This is a genomic window from Bradyrhizobium sp. USDA 4510, assembly GCF_054059095.1.
Genome location: NZ_JBSSBT010000001.1, coordinates 1,958,757 through 1,980,399, shown reverse-complemented (window position 1 = coordinate 1,980,399; position 21,643 = coordinate 1,958,757). Strand labels below are relative to the sequence as shown.

Here is a 21,643-nt window from a genome sequence, read left to right as displayed (position 1 = left end):
AGGGTCACCACGTATAGCGCATAACGCCCTTGCCGGCGTAAGACTGTGTCACGTTGGAGAATTCGCCCTCGAAGGTCGCGGCGGCCGACCAGCCATTGCGCCACTTCAGCTCGGCGGAGGCGGTGGTCAGCGCCGAGTCGCTGGCCTGCGCCGCGCCGTTGACCATGAAGGCCGCGCCGGGCAGCGTCTGGAACACCGCACCAACGGCGCGGTCCGGATTGAAGTCATGCGCCCAGGCAACGCGGCCGCGCAGCGTGAAGATGCCGCCGTCAATAACGAACGATTTGTCGGAGCGCAGACCGAGTTCGCTCCACGTCGGTGACGCTCTTCGCGGCATAATTCAGCGCGAAGGCACCGCCGCCGGAGACCACGCTCTCCGCATAGGCCGGCAGCTCGAAGCTCGTGAACTGCGCCGCCGCATAAGGCGTCAGCCCGATCCACGGCGTGGCAGTGCGATAGCCGCCCTCGAGCCGGCCCGACCAGGCATTGGCATTGAAGTTGGCGCGCAGATGATCGGCGCCGGCCGCGGCGACGATGCGATCGGTGGTGACATCCTGCCAGCCATAGGCGAGCGCCGCGCTCAAGTACGCCGCGCCGACGCTGTGGCGAACGAACGCACCGGCCTGGAACAGATCAGAGCGGCCCCAGCCGAGACCGTTGACGCTGAAGCTGCTCGCGCCGCCGGCGAGCGCAAAGCCGGCAATGGTGTTCGGCGAGAAGCGGTAGTCGGCGCCAACCGCGGTGCCATAGAGGCTGCTGCTGGTGTTGTTCGAGCCCAGCACCGCATTGCCGCTGGTGGTCTGCGAGCCGCCATAGCCCGCCGCCCATACGCTCCAGCGCTGCTCGAAATCGACCAGCCGCGGCGGCGCCTTGGTATAGATCGCGGCCAGCGCATCGCGCGGCTCGCTCTGGCGCGCCGCATAGGCGAGCGGCATGCTCTTCTCGGCGAACGGCGTCGCCCCCGCGCCGCCGCCAAACCCACCATCGCGCCCGGCGACGAACGGATCGGTCAGCAGACCGAGGAACAGGCCCATCGCGTTGAACGTCGCCTGCTGCGAACCGGTCGCGCCCTCGCCCGAGGCCTGCGTCAAGCCGGCCGGCGACAGCCCGGCGAACACCGCGTTGATACCGCCATTGGCGTTGAAGAAGTTCTGCAGTGTGGCGGCGACGTTCTGCTGATTGACGTTCAGCTTCGACTTCGCGCCGTAATCGAGCGTGAAGTTCAGATAGGTGTTGCTCGCGTCATAGCCGAGCGTCGCGACGAGGTTCGACGGCAGCCCGGTTGAATCGATACCGGCGAACGTGCCGTTGCGGCCGCCGGCCGCCGACAGGATGGTGTATTGCTTGGCAATCGTACTGCCGGCGGCGACGCTGACGCCGACCGATCCGGCCAGCGTCGCACTGCCGCTCACCTTGGCCAAGGTGGACGCCGTCGAATTGAGCCCGACGAGGTACAGTGCCCCCGACTGGAAGGCGAGGTTGCCCGCCACGTTCAGGGATGTGCCTGGTGTCGCGTTGCCGGGCATCAGGATGCCGCCGCTTGCAATCGTCGTGTTGCCGACGGTGCCGATGCCGGAGAGCGCGCCGCCGGCATTCACCGTGGTGAGGCTCGACGAGGCGATCGAGCCGTCGACCTGCAGGATGCCGCCATTGACGACGGTGGTGCCGGTGTAGGTATTGGTGCCCGACAGGGTCAGCGTGCCGCTGCCGGTCTTTTCAAAATTCGCCGGACCGGTGCGACCGCCGCCGAAACAGCCACAGATATGGAATGGGTTCAACGGATCGAAGTCGGCAAGCACGCCGCTGAGCGTCGTCGAGAGATTATTGCTGCCAACGGCGAGGGTGTTGCCTGAGCCGATATAATAGAAGCCAGAGCCTGCGATCGAACCCGCGGTGATGCGCCCGTCGCCGTTCAGCCCCGTGCTGAGCGAGAAATCGACCAGTCCGGTGCCGTTGGTGATGAACTGTGCGTTGCCGCCGGTCGCGTTGTTGAAGAACTTAATGGTACTGCCGGCTTCAGTGGTAATGGTGGCGTCGCCCGCGGTAGCGAACGCCGTGAAGATGTGTTGGCTGCCGGCCTGGTTGTCGATAATCGCATTGCCCGCGGTGGCATAGGCATCGAACTGGAGAACGCCGCCAGCCCGATTGACGATCGTCGCGTTGGCCGCGGTCGGCGCCTCCACCGGGTTGATACCGACAGATCCGAAATAGAGCACGCCGCTGTTGTCGAAACTGGCGTTCGCCGCCGTGCTGTTCTGAAAAAAGGCGACCTGACCGCCCGCGAGCGTAACGATGGTTGCCGAAGCCGCAGATGAGGACTCGAAAAACTGCGTCGAGCCGCCATTGGTGCCGTTGGTGATGGTGGCCTGCCCTGCATTGGTGTGGCCCAGAAACACCGCGGCGCCGCCGTTGGAGTTGTCGATCACGGCCTTGGCGGCCGTGCTGGTGTCGGAGCCGCCGGGAGGACCAAACGCGTCGCCGAACACCACAGTGCCACCGTTGGTGTTGGTGAACCTGGCGTTGCCGGCAGAACTGGTGTCGCGGAACACTGTGAGCGCACCATCGGTGTTGCTCACGGTGGCATTGCCAGCGGTGCTGCTGTCGCGAAACTCCGTGATGCCGAAATTCTGGTTGACGATCGTCGCCGTCGACGCCGTGGTGGAATTGTAGAACGTCGTGGTGGCGATCCCGTTGAAGCCGTCGTTGACGATCTTGGTGATGCCCGCGGTGTTGGCATTCACGATGTCGAACTTGCCGTCGACGGCGACCTCGCCGACGATCGAAGCGGTGTGGCTGGCGTCGCCGAGTTGCAATGTCGCGCAATCGCAGATCGTGGTGCCGCCGGTGTAGGTGTTGGTGCCGAGCAGCACCACGCGGCCGAGGCCGCCTGAATTATCCAGCACCGTCAGCTTGCCGGGGCCGTTGCCGTCGGCGATGTTGCCGGCGATCGTGAGCGTCACGCCATTGGCGTCGATCGCGCTGCCGATCGCCGACGTGTTGATCTTGAAGTTGTTGCTGAAAGTCAGGTTGATGAGGCCGTCGGCCTGAAACGAGGCATTGTCGAGCGTGACGGTGCCTGACCCGACCGAACTGTTGTTGCTGACGACAACGGTCGTATCGACCACCAGCGTGCCGCCGGAATAGGTGTTGGCGCCGGAGAGCTGCACATTGGAGAACGCGGACGCCGACGAGTCGATCAGGCGCAGAACCCCGGCGCCGACGCCGTCGGCGATCACGCCCTGGAGATTGACCTGGGCGCCGTTCGCATCGACCGTGCCGCTGGCCGCATTGACCGCGATGTTGTTGGCGAAGGCGACGCTCGAAACCGTCGGCGACTGCATCTGGAACGTGCCGCCATTGAGCGTGATAGTGCCGGTGCCGACCGAATCCGCATTCGTCACCTGCACGGTACCGGCGGAGATCAGCGTGCCGCCGGAATAGGCATTGGTGCCCGCGAGCACCAACGTGCTGTTGCCGAGCTGCTGCACCATCGCCGGACCGCCAATGCCGTCGGTGAGGTTGGCGTTGATCGTGATGGTCTGGCCGTTGTTGGCCTGGTTGATCAGGCCGCCGGTCGGCCCGGACAGGCTGAAGCCAACCGGGTTGCCATTGATCGTGTAGGATTGCGAATTGGCGGTGAAGCTCCAGGACCCCGGCAGCATCAAGCCGGGCCCGATGGTGACCGTCGCCGATCCCGATGAATCGAAAATGGCTGACTGGTTCGGGAGGATCGGCGGCGCGCCGGCCGACGTGGTCGACCAGTTGGTCGGGAGTTCGTAGACATCGGTGCTCGTCGAGCTGCCCGTGCCGCCCCAGGTGTAGCTCTGCGCTCGTGCCGAACCGGTCGGCAACGCGATTGCGCTGGTCAGGGCGCAGAGTGCCAGGGCCATCGCAGCGCGAGACGACCGACCAGCTGACAGGAAAAAGAACGAACCAAAATGCACGTACCCGACCCCCAAACGCTCTGCGGCGCTCTTGGGGCTAGGGTTAGCACGCGGCGAACCGTGAGGTTCGCCGATCGTTTCCGAAATCCGGTGATTCAGCGATCCGAGATCAAAGATTTCGGCCCGACTGTTGTACCCGCGCAACGCTAGTTGAAGCCGGCTTCGCAACCGACGCACGATTTCGTCCGGACGCTCAGGCGTTCGGCGACGGCTCGCTGGCCACGGTCAGCAGCTGCGACCGTCGGACGCGCTCGCGATGCGCGGTGTAGAGGCCTGAGGCGACGATGAAGCCGGCGCCGAGAATGGTCCAACGGTCGGGCACTTCGCCGAAGATCAGGAAGCCGAGGATGCTGACCCACAGCAGCTGCGTGTAGGAGAACGGCGCGAGCACCGAGGCATCGCCATAGCGGAACGCCAGCACCACGATCCACTGTCCGACGGTGGACGCAACACCGATCAGGATGCCGAACATGATGTCGTGCCAGCTCGGCGTGACCCAGACGAACGGCACCAGCGCGCTGACGATGGCGACGCCGACGATCGACGAATAGGTCATCACGGTGATCGGGCGCTCGCTGCCGCTCATCATGCGCGTCAGGATCAACGTGGCCGCCCACGCCAGCGCCGAGACGATCGGAAAGATCGCGGCGGGATGGAAGGCACTGGTGCCCGGCCGCAGGATGATAAACACGCCGGCGAGGCCGACCGCGGTCGCGATCCAGCGTCGCATACCGACCCTCTCACCGAGGAAAGCGATCGACAGCGCGGTGACGAACAGCGGCGAGACGAAGCTGGTGGCGGAGGCTTCGGCGATCGGCAGGAAGCCGAGCCCCGTGATGAAAATCAGCGAGGAGCCGAGCAGCGCGGCGCCGCGCAGCACGTGCAGGCCGGGACGGCTGCTGCGCAGCGCGAACAGCGGCGAGCCTGGCAGCATCGCCGGCGTCATGATCATCGCAAACACCAGGAAGCGGATCCAGGCGATCTCGATCGAAGGCAGCGTGGAGGAGAGATATTTTGCCGTGACGTCGGAGGTGCCCAGGAACACGGTCGACAGCAGGATCAGCGCGATGCCCTTGAACGGCCGGTCGGTGCGGGTGGGCGCCTTGCTTGTCGCTGCGGGCGCGGTCTTTGCGGGCAATGAAAGGGGAACGCTGTCCAGCCTGGCGGCCACGGCTGCGGGGGGCGGTGTCACGGCAATCTCGAAGGCAAAATAAAGGGAATCTGCTCCTCGTACAAAACGCCAATTCCGCCGCGAGAACAATGCCCGAAAACGGGACTCCGATATGCGCCAGCGCGCGCGACCGCCCGCCGCAGGCCGTGTGCCGCCGCAACTGCAACAGTTTGTTAAGAACTGTGTGGAGCGGAACGCCCTCAGAGCATCGGCAGCGAGCGCGGCTTCGGCCCGCGCGGGAACGCGGCATCGAGCGCGGCGAGTTCATCGCCGCTGAGCTTCAGAGTTCCTGCCGCCGCATTCTCCGCCGCGTGTTCCGCGTTCGACGCCTTCGGAATCGCGAGCACCGACGGCAGCCGCGTGAGGAAACTTAGCGCCACCTGGCGCGGCGTTGCCTTGTGCGCCTGCGCGATCGATTGCAGCAGCGTGCCGGCCCTGCTCGACGACGAAGGAAAATCATTGTGACCGAACGGCGAATAGGCGACGACGGCGACGCCGTGCTGCTCGCACCACGGGATCACGGCGTGCTCGATGGCGCGCTCCTGCAGATGGTAGAGCACCTGGTTGCAGGCAATCTTGCCTTCACCCGCGACATCGAGCAGTTCGTCGAGATCCTCGGTGTCGAAATTACTGACGCCCCAGGACCGGATCTTGCCCGCCGCGATCAATTCGTCGAACGCCGCGACCGTCTCGGCAAGCGGAGTGGTTCCGCGCCAGTGCAACAGATAGCAATCGAGGCGATCGGTCTTCAGCCGCTTCAGCGAGCGCTCGCAGGCGGTAATAGTGCCGCGCCGCGAGGCGTTGCTCGGCAGGACCTTCGAGACCAGGAACAGTTCGTCGCGCCGGCCGGACATCGCATCCGCGATCACGAGCTCGGCGTCGCCATACATCTCGGCGGTGTCGATATGCGTCATGCCGGCATCGATGCCGCGCTTCAGCGCAGCGACGGCCGCCTTGCGGTCACGGCGATCGAGATACCAGGTGCCCTGCCCGATCACCGAGACCTGCGGGCCGTTGTCGCCGAATTTTTTCGTCTGCACGATCGCCTCGTTCTGCGTAGTTCCCTTGTGGCTCCGCGCAGGACGATAAAGCATACCGACGACCATGTCTCCACATCGTCATCCCGGCGATATCTCCACATCATCGTCCCGGCGAAGGCCCATAGGCGCTAAGATAGTTTGATCATAGTCTGATAGTGGCGCTTATGTCTGGGTGGCTCGCGTAGATGTCGCCGGAGAGCGTGACTGGCTCTGCAGAGTAGAGCGATTGCGGGCTGTGGAATGATCGCTTGCCGTAGCGAAGCGACGAGCTGGCGCAGCAGACGCCACGTCACTGGGTGGGTCAGGCGGCGTCGGCCAAGCGGGGAGAGTCTTCGAGTTCGTCGACGAGCGGCTCGAGCAATAGAATGATCAGCAGATGAGCGAGGATATGGGGTCTGGCGGACCGCTCGTCGGTTCCGGGAGGTCCCTTCAGGCCAATCAGGCTTTTCAGCCGCTTGAAGCCGAGCTCAATGCGCCATCGCAGCCGATAGAGGGCGAGGATATCTGCAGTCGTGAAGTCCTCTGGCCTGAGTGAGGTCACCAGGATCACCCAATCTGCGGCGTCAAGTGTTTGCCTGGAGAGCTGATGACCTCCCTTTTGTGCAGTCCGGCGCGCCTTGCGTCGCGCAGCCGCAGCAGCTTGCGCCGGCTTCTTCGCGGCAACCAGACGCACTGCGAGCGGCGGCGCACCTGACTTGCGCTTTATCCAAATCGGCCGATCGATCAGGCCACGCGCCGAGGCGTTGCGCAGTTCGGCAGTGAGGTCAACAAGATTACCTTCGGCATCGAGCCAGCGCGCGCTCTTCCAGCCGGCCCGGATCACGAAGTCTGCATCGGCATCGACGAGATGCGCCATGCGCTCCGGTTGCAGATAGGCGCGATCGGCAAGACGGATCTCACCGGCAACCGCCGGTATCCGATCCAGCGTCTCGCCCGCTCGCTGATCGGTCAGCTCGAAGTGACCAAAGCGCTCCTGCGGAAGATCGAACGCGCTATGGATACGCCACACTGCGTTCTTGTTCCTGCCGCTCGTCCCAGCCTTGGGGACCGTCGTGGCGTCAACAATACGGATCAGACGACCGCGGATCGCCTTCGGCGCCGCGTCGGCAAGCGCCTGCTCGACCAAGATTGCCAGCCAATCTCCGCACTGACGTAAGCGATACAACAGAGCCACGTTGGAGATATCGACAAGCCCAACCGACGTGGCCCATGCCGCCGTCAACCGCAGCCCTTTCTCACCAAGGCAATAAGCCAAGATCAGGCGCAGCAAGTCGACCGCATTGCTGATCTCCCGCGGACGGACAAACGCCTTCGTCTTGCGCGCGCTAATGTTCAGAGCCTCGGCTCCGCCAAGTCGGGCGACAACGCGCGCCCAATCTTTGTTCACAAGCGATTCGTGTGCCATTCCATCTTGGAATCACAAACGAATCCAAGGCGCAAATCCTATTTTAGCGCCTATGGGCGAAGGCCGGGACCCATACTCCGCAGCAGTCGTCGTTGGCGGGACTCGCCATTCCACCCGTTGTGCAACAACAGATATTCGTGGTTATGGGTCCCGGCCTTCGCCGGGACGACAGCTGTATTGTGACGCGCGCTCTCGCGTCTCTCGACGCGCATCAAACGTTGAGGTTCATCCACACCGCCTTAGGCTCGGTAAAATTGTCGAGCGCGGCGGTGCCGTGCTCGCGGCCGAGGCCGGAATCGCGCTCGCCGCCCCACGGCAATCGCACGTCGGTGTAGCCATAGGTGTTGATCCACACCGTGCCGGCGCGGGCCTTTTTGGCGAAGCGCTGCACGCGGCCCATATCCGCGCTCCAGACGCCGGCAGCGAGGCTGTAGGCGGTGCCGTTGGCGATGCGCAGCGCATCGGCCTCGTCCTTGAACTTGATCACGCTGACGACGGGGCCAAAAATCTCCTCCTGCGAGATGCGCATCTCGTGCGCAACGTTGGCGAACACCGCGGGGCTGATGAAATAGCCGAGGTCACCGACCCGCGCACCGCCGGTGGCCAGCAGCGCGCCCTCATGCTTGCCGATCTCAACATAATCGAGGATCGAGCGCATCTGCTTCTCGGAGATGACTGGCCCGAGCGCGGTGGCGCGATCGGCGGGATCGCCGATCCGCAACGCTTCCGCACGGTCGACCAGACGCTCGACCACCTCGTCATAGGCGTTCTCCTGCACCAGCACGCGCGAGCCGGCCGAGCAGACCTGCCCGGCGTTGAAGAAGATGCCGGCAGCCGCGGCCTTGGCAGCGGCTTCGAGATTGGCATCGTCGAAGATCACATTGGCGGACTTGCCGCCGAGCTCGAGCGAGACCCGTTTGAAGTTGCCGGCGGCGCCCTTCATGATGCCGCGGCCGACGCCGGGCGAGCCGGTGAACGTCACCTTGTCGACATCGGGATGATTGACCAGCGCGTCGCCGACGACGCGACCGGGCCCGGTCACGATGTTGAGCACGCCCTTCGGCAAACCGGCCTCGAGCGCGAGCTCGCCGATGCGCAGCGCCGACAACGAGGTCAGCTCGGCCGGCTTCATCACCACCGTGCAGCCGCAGGCGAGCGCCGGCGCGAGCTTCCACATGCCGATCATCAGCGGGAAATTCCACGGCACGATCGCGGCGACCACGCCGACCGGCTCGCGCACCATATAGGTCAACGCGTCGTCGCGCGCCGAGACCACATCGCCGCTGATCTTGTCGGCCCAGCCGGCGTAATAGGTCAGCGTGTCGATGGCGGCCGGAAAATCCTGGCGCAGCACACCCGCAATCGGCTTGCCGGCATCGAGGCTTTCGAGCGCGACAATCTCGTCGGCATGCTGCTTCAGCAGTTCAGCCCATCGGAGCAGAATGTGGCCACGTTCGGCCGCGCGCATGGTGCGCCACGGCCCCTCGAAGGCGCGGCGGGCAGCCGCCACGGCACGATCGACATCGGCCTCATTGCCTTCGGCAATCGTAGCGATCACCTGCTCGGTGGCGGGATTGAGCGACTTGAAGGTATTTCCGGACAACGAACGGACGCGGGCGCCGTCGATCAGCAGCAGTTCGTCCCTGATGGTCGGGGCGCGGCGGGCGTCACGCTCATAGTCATATGCAACGGACATCATATTTCCTCCTGGTGTTGTCACTCAACCTAGGAGACTTCGATCAGCAGTAAATATGATATCTTGTGCCTATTGGCATGCCAAGGATATGAAGTCAATTTCATAAGTGGTGACCACGATGCTGCAGATCGAGATCGAGACCGTCTGGCGCTTTCGGAAAGAGGATAGCCCGCAGACCGCGGTCGTGATGCTCGGCATCCTCAACGAGATCCGGAAGACCGGAAAGATCACCAGTGCCGCCAGCGATGCGCAGCTGTCCTATCGCCATGTCTGGAACCTGATCGAGCAATGGACCGAGTTCTTCGGCGTGCCGCTGGTTGAAACCCACCGCGGCAAGGGCTCGAAGCTGACGCCATTCGGCGAGAAGCTGGTGTGGGCCGGCGAGCGCATGCAGGCGCGGCTCGGGCTGCAGCTCGAGAACCTCGCGCAGGAACTGGTCACCGAGATCAAGCCATTTCTCGAGCAGCGACCGTCGGTGATCCGGGTCCATGCCAGCCACGGCTTTGCGGTATCCAAGCTGCGCGAATTCCTTGATCGCGCGGGCGGCGTCGGCGTCGATCTGCGCTATGTCAGCAACCAGAACTCGCTGGTCTCGCTGGCGCAGGGCGCCTGCGATCTCTCCGGCGTGCACCTGCCGCGCGGCGAATTGCGCGCGCAGGGCATCAAGGCCTGCCGCGAATGGCTCGATCCGCGCGAGGACCGCGTCATCAATTTCGTGACCCGCGAGATGGGCCTGATGGTCAAGCGCGGCAATCCGCTGAAGATCACGACGCTGAAGGACCTCGTCGAGCGCAAGACCCGTTTCGTCAACCGCGACCACGATTCCGGCACGCGGCTGCTATTCGATCAATTGCTGAGGCTGCATAAGATCCCTGAAGGGCGGATCAACGGCGCCCAGCATATGGAATTCACCCATGCGGCGGTCGCCGCCTATGTCGCAAGCGGCATGGCGGATGCGAGTTTTGGCGTCGAGGCCGCGGCGCGGCAGTTCGGGCTCGATTTCATCCGCCTGCTCACGGAAGATTATTTCTTCGTGTGCAAGCGCGCCTTCCTCGAGACCGAGCCGATGCAGCGCGTGCTCGACATCATGAAGAGCAGCGAGTTCCACAAGGCGGTGGGCGCCCTTCCCGGTTATGTCGCCTCCAACACCGGCGCCGTCAGCGGGGTGAAGGAGTTTCTCGAGAAGCTGCATTCCGACCGCTGATCAGCCAGACCCCGGCAACGGCCGACCTGATGGCCGTCGATCCTTCGGGACTCGCGCCAAGTGCGATAACGATGGTCGACAGTCAGGAAGATAGCTAGCCGAGCCCGCTGATGTCGGCGACCAGCACCGAGCCAGTCACCGATTCCGTGATGTAGAGGCGGTCGCGGTCGGCGCCGCCGATGGCGACATTGGTGCAGCTCGGCCCGGCGCAGGACTTGATCCGCGCGATGCACTCGCCGTTCGGCGCAAACACGAAGACATGGCCGAGCGAGGCGTGCGCGACGAACAGCCGACCGGCGACGTCCATCGTCATGCCGTCGGGTCCGCTCGGGCCGAATAGCGAGCAGAAGCGGCCGACCTTGGAGACGCTGCCGTCCTTCATGAACGGCGCGCGCCAGACCGCATTGTCGCGCGTCATCGCGACGAACAGCACCGCCTCGTGCGGATCGAGCACCAGGCCGTTCGGGCTGATGCCGGTGTCGATCAGGCAGTCGAGCGCTCCGTTCACCCGCAGCCGATAGACGCGGCCGGTCGGATCGTGCAGCCCGGTCTGGCCCTGATCGGTGAAATAGATGTCGCCGTTCGAGGCGATGTGCAGGTCGTTGCAGCCGCGGAACGATTCCGAGTTGCGCGAGCGCAGCAGCGGCGTGACCTCGCCGGACCTGGCGTCGAGCTCCATCAAGCCGTGCCGATAATCGGCGATCAGGATGCGGCCCATCGCATCGATCTTCAGCCCGTTCGGCCAGCCGTCATACTCGGCAACCTGCGACCACGACTTGTCCGGCGCGATCCTGAAGATGCGGCCAAACGGAATGTCGACGATGTAGAGATTGCCGTCGGCATCGAACGACGGTCCCTCGATGAAGCAGTCAGTCACCGCGCCCGGGCGGTTGGCGTCGGCCCATTCGCTCGCCACCCTGCGGCGGAATTCCGCCGGCACGACGGAGAAGATTTCAGTCGCGATTCAGTTTCGGCGGCGTTTCCAGGAACATCATTGTTGGTTCACCCGTTGGCGGAACGGGGCGAACCATAAAGAAGATTGCTGGCGCCGTCGAATACCCCAAAGCCCACCACGTCATTGCGAGCGAAGCGAAGCAATCCATACCTCCATGCGTGGCAAAATGGATTGCTTCGTCACTTCGTTCCTCGCAATGACGGTTGGACAGCCGTCCTGTGCTTACGACGTTTTCCTATTCGGCCGGCTGCGCCGGGCCATAGGCTTCCGAGATCATGTAGCCGGACAGCGTGCCGTACGCCGCGGTCCACGCGGCGGCGACGTCAGGCGTCCAGGCTTCGCCGAGCCCCTTCTCCAGCGTCCACAACAACGCGCCGCCGACCACCGGATAATGCTCGGGCTTGGCGCCGTAGCTGACATGCCGCTTGGCCAGCGCACTCGCGGCCGGCAGGATCGTGTCGAGATTGCTCAGCCCATTCACGACGACGGCAAGCGTCGTCATCAATTTCTTGCGCTGCTCCTTCATGTCGACCGGAAACATCGCCTTCACGGCGGGCGCGACTTCGAACAAGCGGTCGTAGAAAATGACCGCGGCCTGCTCCGAGATCGGCGCGACCTTGCCAAAGCTGTCCTGAACCAGCTTGATTTGAGCCGGATTCATCTCAATTCTCCTCGGTCATGAAATGAGTGCTGCAACGATTTTTCAAAACGCGAGCATTGGTAACCGAAGCCGGCGCTTCGGTTCAAAGCGGAAACGCTTGCCGTCGACGTGATCATCACGCCGCCTCGACGAAGCTGTGGCGCTCATAGAGGAATTCGAGCACGCGCTGCCGGCACTTCAAGTAGCCCTGGTTGGTCGCGAGCTCGAGCCGCTTGCGCGGCCGCGCCAACGGCACCTCGAGCACCTCGCCGATCCGCGCGCTCGGACCGTTGGTCATCATCACGATGCGGTCCGACAGCAGCACCGCCTCGTCGACGTCGTGGGTGATCATCAGGATGGTGTTGCCGAGCTTCTGGTGCAGCGCCATCACCGAATCCTGCAGATGCGCGCGGGTCAGCGCGTCGAGCGCGCCGAACGGCTCGTCCAGCAGCAGCACCTTCGGCTCCATCGCGAGCGCACGCGCGATGCCGACGCGCTGCTTCATGCCGCCCGAGATCTCGCTCGGCCGCTTATCCTTGGCATGCGCCATTTGCACCAGGCTGAGATTGTGCATAACCCAGGCGTCGCGCTCGGCCTTGCTCTTGGTCCTTGCAAACACCTTGTCGACGCCGAGCTTGACGTTCTCGTAGACGGTGAGCCACGGCAGCAGGCTGTGGTTCTGGAACACCACGGCCCGATCCGGCCCCGGCGAATTGACCTCGCGGTTCTCCAGCAGCACGCCGCCATTGGTGGCGCCGGTGAGGCCGGCGACGATGTTGAGCAGGGTCGACTTGCCGCAGCCGGAGTGACCGATGATCGAGACGTATTCGCCCTTCTCGATCGTCAGGTTGATGTCCTTCAGCACCTCCGTGGTGGCGTTGCCGCGGGTGAAGGTCTTGTCGATGTGATCGAGCTTCAGATAGGCCTGCATGACTTCCTCCTCAGTTCGCCGCCGTGCCGCGGGTCACCACTTTGCCGAGGCCCGCAATGAGCCGGTCGAGCACGAAGCCGATGATGCCGACATAGAACAGCGCCAGGATGATTTCGCTGATATGCGAGGAATTCCACGCATCCCAGATGAAGAAGCCGATGCCGACGCCGCCGATCAGCATTTCCGCGGCGACGATCGCGAGCCAGGACAGGCCGATGCCGATGCGCAGGCCGGTGAACATGTAGGGCGCGGCCGCCGGGATCATGATCTTGGTGAAGAACTCCAGCGGATTGAGCTGCACGACCGCCGCGACGTTGCGGTAGTCCTGCGGGATGTTGCGGATGCCGACCGCGGTGTTGATGATGATCGGCCACACCGAGGTGATGAAGATCACGAAGATCGCCGAGGGCTGGCCATCGCGGAATGCGGCCAGCGACAGCGGCAGCCAAGCGAGCGGCGGGATGGTACGCAGCACCTGGAACAGCGGATCGAGCCCGCGCATCGCCCAGACCGACTGTCCGACCAGCGTGCCGAGCGCGATGCCCGCAATCGCCGCCAGCGAATAGCCGTAGGCGACGCGCTGCAGGCTGGCGGAGAGATGCCAGAACAGGCCCTTGTCGATGCCGCCATTGTCGAAGAACGGATCGAGGATCAGCTCCTTGGTATCTTTGAACACTTTCGACGGCGGCGGCAGGCTGGAGCCGGCGCGCCGGCAGATCAGCTCCCACACCACCAGCAGCAGCGCGACCACGATCAGCGGCGGCACCACGCGCGCCGCGGTCTCCTTCGCCATCCTGGCGTAGATCTCGGCGCGCGGCGCGCGCTTCGGCGTCATGGTCACGACCGGCGCGGCGGCAGCGGCCGTCGGGATCGCGACCGCCGACACTTCGGTCTTCATGGCAGGCATCGACATTGAACGAAAATCTCCATGGTCAAAAAAAGGAGAGCCGCACTGCTCGCGCGGCTCGCTCAAATCAGACGTCAACACGCTTGATGGACAACGACTTCAGATAGGCCGCGGGATCGGCGGGATCGAACACCTTGCCGTCGAAGAAGGTCTCCTTGCCGCGCGAGGTCGAGGCCGGAATGTCGGACACGCCAAGCTCCTTGGCGGCCTCTTTCCAGAGATCCTCGCGGTTCACCTTGGCGATCAGCGCCTTGGTGTCGAAGCCTGCCTCGTACTTGCCCCAACGGATGTCTTCCGTGAGGAACCAGAGGTCGTGGCTCTGATAGGGATAGGAGGCGTTGTCGCTCCAGAACCGCATCTGCTGCGGCGAATTCTCGATCACGCGGCCGGTGCCGTAGTCGAACTTGCCCTTCATGCGGTCGGTGATGTCCTCGACCGGGCAGTTGATCCACTGCCGCTTGGCGCAGATCGCCGCGGTCTCCGCGCGGTTCTCCGCCTTCTCGCACCACTGCTGGGCTTCCATGACAGCCATCAGCAGCGCCTTCGCGGCCTTCGGGTTCTTGTCGACCCAGGCGGCGCGCAGGCCGAACGATTTCTCCGGATGCTTGTCCCAGAGCTCGCCGGTCGTGATCGCGGTATAGCCGATCTCCTGATGTATCAGTTGCAGATTCCACGGCTCGCAGACGCAGAAGCAGTCCATCGTGCCGACCTTCATGTTGGCCACCATCTGCGGCGGCGGCACCACGATGGTCTCGATGTCCTTGTCGGGATCGATGCCGCCAGCGGCGAGCCAGTAGCGGATCCACAGATCATGCGTGCCGCCCGGGAAAGTCATCGCGGCCTTCACCGCCTTGCCGGAGGCCTTCTTCTTCTCCAGCGCCGCCTTGAACGGCGCGGTGTCGATGCCGACCTTGAGATCGGCATATTCCTTGGCGACCGAGATGCACTGGCCGTTCAAATTGAGCCGCGCCATGATGTACATCGGCGTCGGCTGATTGTTCTGCGTTACCTTGCCGGCCGAGATCAGATACGGCATCGGGGTCAGGATATGCGCGCCGTCGATACCGTTGCCCTCGGAGCCGAGCACGAGGTTGTCGCGCGTGGTGCCCCACGAGGCCTGCTTCTGCACCTCGACATCGGGCATGCCGTATTTGGCGAAGATGCCCTTCTCCTTGGCGACGAACAGCGGCGAGGCATCGGTCAGCGCAATGAAGCCGAGCTTGGCGCCCTTCACCTCGGGACCGGCGCCCTGCGCGAACGCGCCTGCGGGAAAGTTGAGCTTGGCCGCGGCGAGCAGCGCGGCGGCGCCGCTGGTTGCCTTCAGGAGCTGACGGCGGCTGAGGCCGCGGCTTGGCGGCTTGTCGGTGGGCTTGGTCATCGGTCGTCCTTTGCGTCGTTGCGTTGCGGTGTTGCGTCAGTGCGTCGAGCGCCGTCCTCCGGATGGCGACGCGCGCAGGGCGCAAAAGGGGCGTGCACCGGGAAGGCCCCAGTCTGGCGGCGTCAGAAATCCGATGGGGTAGCCTCGAGGGACGGCTTCAATGGCGTCGGCTAATGATGATTCAAGCCTTGTGCCAATCTACCGCAGTGCAAAAATCGATTTTGACGCAAAGCCTTGCGCAACATGTCGCAGCCCGCGCGAATTTTCCGCGCGCTGCCAAAGCTTGCGATTCGCCCAATCCTTGTGCGGCGCACAAGAATTGGGCAGAAGCGTTCGGAAACCGATCAGGCGTCTTCGGTGACCTTGGCGCCGAGCGGCGCGGGCGCCATTCCGCCGCCGGGCTTCACATGGAATTCGTAGGTCATCAGGCTCCACGGCCCATCCGAACGCTGGCCATCGGGCATGACAGGATCGGTGCGGCGCTCGACCTTGGCGATCAATTCATCCTTCACGCCGAACACGACGTCGGAATCAATGTACTTGTCGCCCTCGACGAAGACATGCGTGATCAGCGGCTCGTAGCCCTTGGCGTTGACCAGGAAGTGCACATGCGCCGGCCGCATCGGGTGACGGTTGGTCTGCGTGATCATCTGCCCCACCGGGCCGTCGGTCGGGATCGGATAGCTGCACGGCACGATAGTGCGGAAGAAGAAGCGGCCGTCGGCATCGGTGATGAAGCGCGCCCGCGACGACGGACCTTCGGTGGCATAGCTCGGCTTCTGCGAGTCATAGAATCCGTCATCGTCCGCGTGCCAGATATCGACCGGCACATTGGCCAGCGGCTTGCCGCCGAGGTCGGTGACGCGGCTCTGCACGAACATGCGCTCGCCCGGCAGGCTTGCCGAGATGTCGGTGCCGTGCGGCGTCACCTTGTGCTCGCCGACATAGAACGGGCCGAGCACGGTGGTCTCGGTCGCGCCATCGCGATCGCGATGGTTGACCGCATCGACGAGCATCGACACGCCGAGCACGTCGGACAACAGGATGAACTCCTGGCGAATGTCGGTGCACTTCTGCCCGGTGCGGGTCAGGAAGCCGATCGCCTGGTCCCATTCCTCGAAGGTGAGATCGGTCCTGCGCACATAATCGTGCAGCGACTTCACCAATTCCTGCAGCAGGAACTTGGCCCGTGGATCGGGTGTCTGGTCGAAGCTGCGGATGACGGCGGCGGTGAGCTCGGTTTCGTTGAACTGGGTCATCTCGGCGTTTCCCTTGACGGATACCTTGGCAGATACTTTGGGCCCCTTCGGGGGCGCGATTGCAGGGGCGACGGTACACCACCAGCTCAATGCCGGTAAGCGGCAGCGGATTGGTGCAGCAGACACTTTTCGGCTATCAAGGCTGCCTTGCAAGCCGGAGAAACGCCTGATGCTAGCCCCCACGCCTGCCTCGCCCGAATCCGCGGGAATGTCGACCACTGCCCTCAACCGCCTCGAAGCGCATCTGAAGAGCCGCTACATCGATGCCGGCCGTTTTCCCGGCACGCAGGTCCTGATCTATCGCCGCGGCAAGATCGTGCATTCCACGGTCCAGGGCTTTGCCGATCTCGAGCGCAAGGCGCCGGTCAAGGACGACACCATCTTCCGCATCTATTCGATGACCAAGCCGATCACATCAGTCGCCTTCATGATGCTGGTCGAGGAAGGCAAGGTCGCGCTCGACGAGCCGGTCGCGAAATATATTCCGGAATGGAAGAACCTCGGCGTATTCGTCGCCGGCACCGCGCCCGCCTTCCTGACCCGCCCACCGACGCGGCCGATGCAGATCGTCGACCTCTTGCGCCACACCTCGGGCCTCACTTACGGCTTCCAGCAGCGCTCGAATGTCGACGCGGCCTATCGCGAGAAGAAGATCGGCGAGGTCATCAAGGCCGGCACGCTCGACGGCATGATCGAGGACCTGGCGAAGATCCCGCTGGAGTTCTCGCCGGGCGAAGCCTGGAACTACTCGGTCTCGACCGACGTGCTCGGTTATCTCGTCGGCAAGATCTCCGGCCAGCCGTTCGAGCAATTCCTGAAGGAGCGCATCTTCAAGCCGCTCGGCATGAACGACACGGATTTCTTCGTGCCGGCCGACAAGGCGCATCGGTTTGCCGCCTGCTATTCCGCCGATCCGCAGGGCGGCTTCAACCCGCTCGCCGCCGAGCGCAAGGGCACACTGACGCTGCAGGACGATCCGACCACCAGCTCGTTCCTGGCGCCGCCTTCGCTGATCTCGGGCGGCGGCGGACTGTGCTCGACCGCGGCCGACTACCTGACCTTCTGCCGGACGCTGCTCAATGGCGGCGAGCTCGGCGGCGTCAGGCTGCTCGGCCCGAAGACGCTGAAGCTGATGACCTCGAACCATCTGCCCGGCGGCGTCGACCTGCCGGCGATGTCGCGCTCGATGTTCGCCGAAGCCGCCTATAACGGCATCGGCTTCGGCCTCGGCTTCGCCGTCACCATGCACCCGTCGCAGACGCTGATCGCCGGCAGTCCAGGCGAATTCAACTGGGGCGGCGCCGCGACGACGTCGTTCTTCATCGACCCGGCCGAGGAGCTGATCACGATCTTCATGACCCAGGTGCTGCCGTCGAGCGCCTATCCGCTGCGGCGCGAGCTGCGCACCATGGTCTACGCCGCGATCACCGAGAGCAATCTCTGACACGACGTCATTGCGCGGCGCACACTCCTCGTTCGAGCATGATCCTTTCGGAAAACCGCTTCACACTTTTCCGGATCTTGCTTTGGGCGCCGCGGAACCTTTCTGATATAAAACTATTTCCTTTGGCGAATTTTTCCCGCCTCCCCTAAGCTCGCAGCGAATGGGCACCGACCCGGGGACTTCGTGCCGAAACTGACATTGCCAGTCCGTCTCGCGCTTCTGGTCGCGGGAACGATGTTGCCGCTGATCATCTTCGCGGTCGGGATCGTCTTCCACAATTATCAGCGGGATCGTCAGGCGGCCACGCAGCGCGTGCTGGAGACGGCGCGCAGCATCCGTCTGCTGCTCGATGCGGAAATGCAGCGCATGACCGGCGGGCTGCAGGTGCTGGCCCTGACCAACTCGCTGCGCAACAGCGACTTCGACAACTTCCGCCGCGTCGCGGTCGGTTTCATCGACCAGTACGGCAAGGAAGGCGTGGTGCTGGTGGCAGACCGCGCCGGACGCCAGGTGTTCTCCTCGCTGACGCCGGACACCGCGAGCCTGCCGCCGCGCAACAATCTCGAGATCCTCGAGAAGGTGTTCGCGACGCGGCAGCCGCAATACTCCAACCTGTTCTTCGGCGCGGTGAAGCAGCGGCTGATCATCACCGTCGAGGTACCGGTGATGCGCGACGGTGAGGTGCTCTACGACATCTCCTTCAGCCCGCCGATCGAGGTGTTCCAGGCCATCATCGAGAAGCAGCGCCTCAACCAGGACTGGACCATCTCGATCTTCGACAGCGACGGCGTCAACCTCGCGCGGGTGCCAAATCCGCAGGCGACCATCGGCCAGCGCGCCTCGCCATCGCTGTTTGCCGAGATGTTCCGCCGCGGCGAGGCGACGCTGCCGACCGTGTCGCTGGAGGGCGTGGCGCTGATCACCGGTTTCACCAGGTCGCGCGTCACCGGCTGGACCGTCGCCTGATCGCCGAGAACTCGCTGGTGGCGCCGCTGTGGCGCTCGCTGGCGATCACCAGCGTGATCGGCGGCATCCTGCTGCTGGTCGGGCTCGGCTTTGCGGTGCGGATGGCAACCACGATCGCGCGCGGCGAGATGCTGCACGACCTGCTGATCGAAGAGCTCAACCACCGCGTCAAGAACACGCTGGCGATCCTGCAATCGATCGCCACGCAGACCTTCCGCAGCGCAAGCCGCACCGAGCGCGACAAGTTCGAGGGGCGGCTCGGCGCGCTGGCGGAGGCGCACAATCTGCTCTCCACCGACAAATGGCAGGGCTCCGACTTCCAGGACGTCGTCAGCCGCGTGCTGCGGCCCTACCTCTTGAACACGTCCGAGCGGGTCAGGATGTTCGGCCCCCGCGTGCCGCTGTCGCCCCGGCTTGCCTTGGTGCTGTCAATGATCCTCCATGAGATGGCGACCAACGCCGCCAAATATGGCGCACTGTCCAACGACACCGGCACGGTGACGCTGGACTGGGAAATCCTCAACGAGAGCCCCGGACCGAAGCTGCGCATGATCTGGACCGAAAACCGGCGGCCCACAGGTCACCGCGCCGGTCCAGCGTGGCTTCGGCTCCCGGCTGATCGAGCGCAGCGCCCGCGACCAGCTAGGTGGCGAGGCCACCGTGGATTTCCTGCCCCACGGCGTCGTCTACACCGTGACCAGCACTCTCGAAATCGACGGCTGACCCGACAGGAGTGGCCGATCCTGCGACATCTTGGCACGCAAGTTGCTATGATTGGCGGGTTCGGCCGGCCAGAAACAGGGGGAAGTCATGTCGACCATCGCAGCGGAAGCGACAGTTGCGCGCAAGCCGCTTTACACATCACTGTTCGTGCAGGTGCTCGTCGCGCTGCTGCTCGGCATCGTCATCGGCATGGCCGCGCCCGATTTCGCGATCGGGTTGAAGATCTTCAGCGATGCCTTCCTGAAGCTGATCTCGATGATCGTGGCGCCGATCGTGTTCTGCGTCGTCGTGCACGGCATTGCGGGTGCCGGCGACCTCAAGAAGGTCGGCCGGGTCGGCGTCAAGGCGCTGGTCTATTTCGAGGCGATGACGACGGTTGCGCTCGTGGTCGGCCTGCTGCTCGCCTATCTGTTCGGCCCCGGCCACGGCATGAACATCGACACCTCGACGCTGGATGCCAAGGCGCTCGGCAACTATGCCAACAACGCGCAGAAGCTGAAGGGCGAAGGCATCGGCAGCTTCCTGCTCAACATCATTCCGACCACCTCGTTCGACGCGCTGTCGCGCAACGACGTGCTGCAGGTTTTGTTCTTCGCCATCATCTTCGGCGTCAGCCTGGCGCTGGTCGGCGGCGAGAAGGGCGAGAAAATCTCCTCCTTCATCGACGCGGTCTCGACCGTGCTGTTCCGCGCCATGGGCCTGATCGTGCGCTTCGCGCCGATCGGCGTGCTCGGCGCCGTCGCCTATACGGTCGGCAAATACGGCGTCGGCTCGCTGAAGCAGCTGCTCTCGCTGGTCGCGCTGTTCTACGTGTCGGTCGCGATCTTCGTGCTCGGCGTGCTCGGCGCCGTGATGGCACTCGCCGGCATCAACATCCTCAAATTCCTCGGCTACCTGCGCGAGGAGCTGATGATCGTGGTCGCCACGGCATCGTCCGACGCGGTGCTGCCGCAGGTGATGCGCAAGCTGGAGCGTTTCGGCGTCAAGGATTCGGTGGTCGGCCTCGTGATCCCGACCGGCTATTCCTTCAACCTCGATGCCTTCTCGATCTACCTGACGCTCGCGGTCGTGTTCATCGCGCAGGCGACCAACACGCCGCTGTCGTTCGGCGACCTGATGCTGGTGCTCGGCGTGTCGCTGATCACCTCGAAAGGTGCGCACGGCGTGCCCGGCTCGGCGATCGTCATCCTGGCGGCGACGCTCAACGCCGTGCCGAGCATCCCGGCGATTGGCCTCGTGCTGGTGCTCTCGGTCGACTGGTTCATCGGCATGGCGCGCGCAGTCGGCAATTTGATCGGCAACTGCGTCGCCACCGTCGTGGTCGCGGCATGGGAAGGCGACCTCGACCGCGACAAGGCCCGTCGCGTGCTCGAAGGCGCCGAGGCGGTTGACGTGACCGCGGGCTGAGCCGCGCGTCCCAAGCCGAGCGGCGTCCCGCGCGTGGCGCGGGGCGCTGACTTACTTGATCAGCCTCAAATACGGCGGCAGTTGCCGGGCCGTCGATTGTTCCAGCACGGGCTCATCCGAAGCGATCATGTCACAGAGGGCCTTCAGCTCGGAATCCGTCACCTTGTGGAGCTCCATCCGAAGCTCGAGGATGGCGAGAGACAACAGCCGTGCCGTCTCCGTGTTCGCCCGGTCGGTCAGGAACGCCTGACATTCCTCCAGCGTTGCAAGCAGCGCCAGCAACCGTTCTTCCGTGTTTGCGACCGGCATATCTTCAACTCCCGAAGCCGCGAGGTAGAGTCGAGGCGTTCCCCTCTTTCGCTTCATTGGCCCCTCCCGCCAGAGTTCGCCGGCTTGTCGTAGGCACACATTTGTTCCAGATGATTGAGAACTTTTGGGCAATTGTCCAGCAACATTCCGAAAGCCTGACTTGGACTTACGTCAAACTCTTGCAAATCGGATGATTCAGTCAAGCACCCGCCGGCCCCTTCTCGACCTCAGGCTGCACTAGCTGGGGTTGCATCCGTGCAACGA

General features: G+C 64.0%; 13 protein-coding genes and 3 pseudogenes. 4 read left to right on the top strand and 12 right to left on the bottom strand.

What is annotated here, in order from left to right:
• Positions 1-4 precede the first annotated feature (4 nt).
• From ACVMDN_RS08755 to ACVMDN_RS08735, 5 genes and pseudogenes are all read right to left on the bottom strand, one after another.
• A pseudogene (locus tag ACVMDN_RS08755) lies at positions 5-3,890 on the bottom strand (autotransporter domain-containing protein).
• 247 nt (positions 3,891-4,137) lie between these two features.
• Positions 4,138-5,082 carry a DMT family transporter gene (locus ACVMDN_RS08750; protein WP_199805253.1) on the bottom strand — a complete coding sequence of 315 codons (945 nt, stop codon included), beginning with the start codon at positions 5,080-5,082 and terminating at the stop codon, positions 4,138-4,140.
• 233 nt (positions 5,083-5,315) lie between these two features.
• Complete coding sequence (locus tag ACVMDN_RS08745; protein ID WP_456835334.1) at positions 5,316-6,155, bottom strand: aldo/keto reductase; 840 nt, start codon at positions 6,153-6,155, stop codon at positions 5,316-5,318.
• A gap of 301 nt (positions 6,156-6,456) precedes the next feature.
• Positions 6,457-7,542: an IS4 family transposase gene (locus ACVMDN_RS08740; protein ID WP_253587271.1), complete on the bottom strand. Its 1,086-nt coding sequence runs from the start codon at positions 7,540-7,542 to the stop codon at positions 6,457-6,459.
• Between the two features lie 229 nt (positions 7,543-7,771).
• Positions 7,772-9,256 (bottom strand): aldehyde dehydrogenase family protein, encoded by a 1,485-nt coding sequence (locus ACVMDN_RS08735; protein ID WP_168857913.1) that lies wholly within the window; start codon positions 9,254-9,256, stop codon positions 7,772-7,774.
• 118 nt (positions 9,257-9,374) lie between these two features.
• On the opposite strand from ACVMDN_RS08735, the gene ACVMDN_RS08730 reads away from it, so the two are divergent.
• A complete protein-coding gene (locus ACVMDN_RS08730) occupies positions 9,375-10,460 on the top strand; it encodes a substrate-binding domain-containing protein (RefSeq protein ID WP_456835335.1) in 1,086 nt (361 codons plus the stop codon).
• A gap of 94 nt (positions 10,461-10,554) precedes the next feature.
• Here ACVMDN_RS08730 and ACVMDN_RS08725 read toward each other — a convergent pair.
• The 6 genes and pseudogenes from ACVMDN_RS08725 to ACVMDN_RS08700 all read right to left on the bottom strand — a co-directional run bounded on the left by ACVMDN_RS08725 (position 10,555) and on the right by ACVMDN_RS08700 (position 16,530).
• Positions 10,555-11,455 (bottom strand): annotated as a pseudogene (locus tag ACVMDN_RS08725) (SMP-30/gluconolactonase/LRE family protein).
• A gap of 195 nt (positions 11,456-11,650) precedes the next feature.
• On the bottom strand, positions 11,651-12,076 hold the full coding sequence (locus ACVMDN_RS08720; RefSeq protein WP_076827212.1) for a globin family protein: 426 nt from the start codon (positions 12,074-12,076) through the stop codon (positions 11,651-11,653).
• 115 nt (positions 12,077-12,191) lie between these two features.
• The gene (locus tag ACVMDN_RS08715; protein ID WP_057017512.1) at positions 12,192-12,986 is read right to left on the bottom strand and encodes an ABC transporter ATP-binding protein; all 795 of its coding nucleotides are present in this window, start codon (positions 12,984-12,986) and stop codon (positions 12,192-12,194) included.
• 10 nt (positions 12,987-12,996) lie between these two features.
• On the bottom strand, positions 12,997-13,899 hold the full coding sequence (ntrB, locus tag ACVMDN_RS08710; RefSeq protein WP_253640374.1) for a nitrate ABC transporter permease: 903 nt from the start codon (positions 13,897-13,899) through the stop codon (positions 12,997-12,999).
• A 61-nt stretch (positions 13,900-13,960) separates the two neighbouring features.
• On the bottom strand, positions 13,961-15,271 hold the full coding sequence (locus ACVMDN_RS08705) for a CmpA/NrtA family ABC transporter substrate-binding protein (protein ID WP_141340334.1): 1,311 nt from the start codon (positions 15,269-15,271) through the stop codon (positions 13,961-13,963).
• A gap of 344 nt (positions 15,272-15,615) precedes the next feature.
• A complete protein-coding gene (locus tag ACVMDN_RS08700; protein ID WP_076827021.1) occupies positions 15,616-16,530 on the bottom strand; it encodes an intradiol ring-cleavage dioxygenase in 915 nt (304 codons plus the stop codon).
• A gap of 169 nt (positions 16,531-16,699) precedes the next feature.
• Here ACVMDN_RS08700 and ACVMDN_RS08695 point away from each other — a divergent pair, with 169 nt between their 5' ends.
• The 3 genes and pseudogenes from ACVMDN_RS08695 (at position 16,700) to ACVMDN_RS08685 (ending at position 21,070) form a co-directional block, all read left to right on the top strand.
• Positions 16,700-17,974, top strand: a complete 1,275-nt coding sequence (locus ACVMDN_RS08695) for a serine hydrolase domain-containing protein (protein ID WP_057017516.1) — start codon at positions 16,700-16,702, stop codon at positions 17,972-17,974.
• Between the two features lie 234 nt (positions 17,975-18,208).
• A pseudogene (locus ACVMDN_RS08690) lies at positions 18,209-19,663 on the top strand (sensor histidine kinase).
• 87 nt (positions 19,664-19,750) lie between these two features.
• Entirely contained in the window at positions 19,751-21,070 is a 1,320-nt protein-coding gene (locus ACVMDN_RS08685) for a dicarboxylate/amino acid:cation symporter (RefSeq protein ID WP_057017518.1), read from the top strand.
• A 51-nt stretch (positions 21,071-21,121) separates the two neighbouring features.
• On the opposite strand, the gene ACVMDN_RS08680 is transcribed toward ACVMDN_RS08685, so the two are convergent.
• On the bottom strand, positions 21,122-21,436 hold the full coding sequence (locus ACVMDN_RS08680) for a hypothetical protein (protein WP_156436237.1): 315 nt from the start codon (positions 21,434-21,436) through the stop codon (positions 21,122-21,124).
• Positions 21,437-21,643 lie beyond the last annotated feature (207 nt).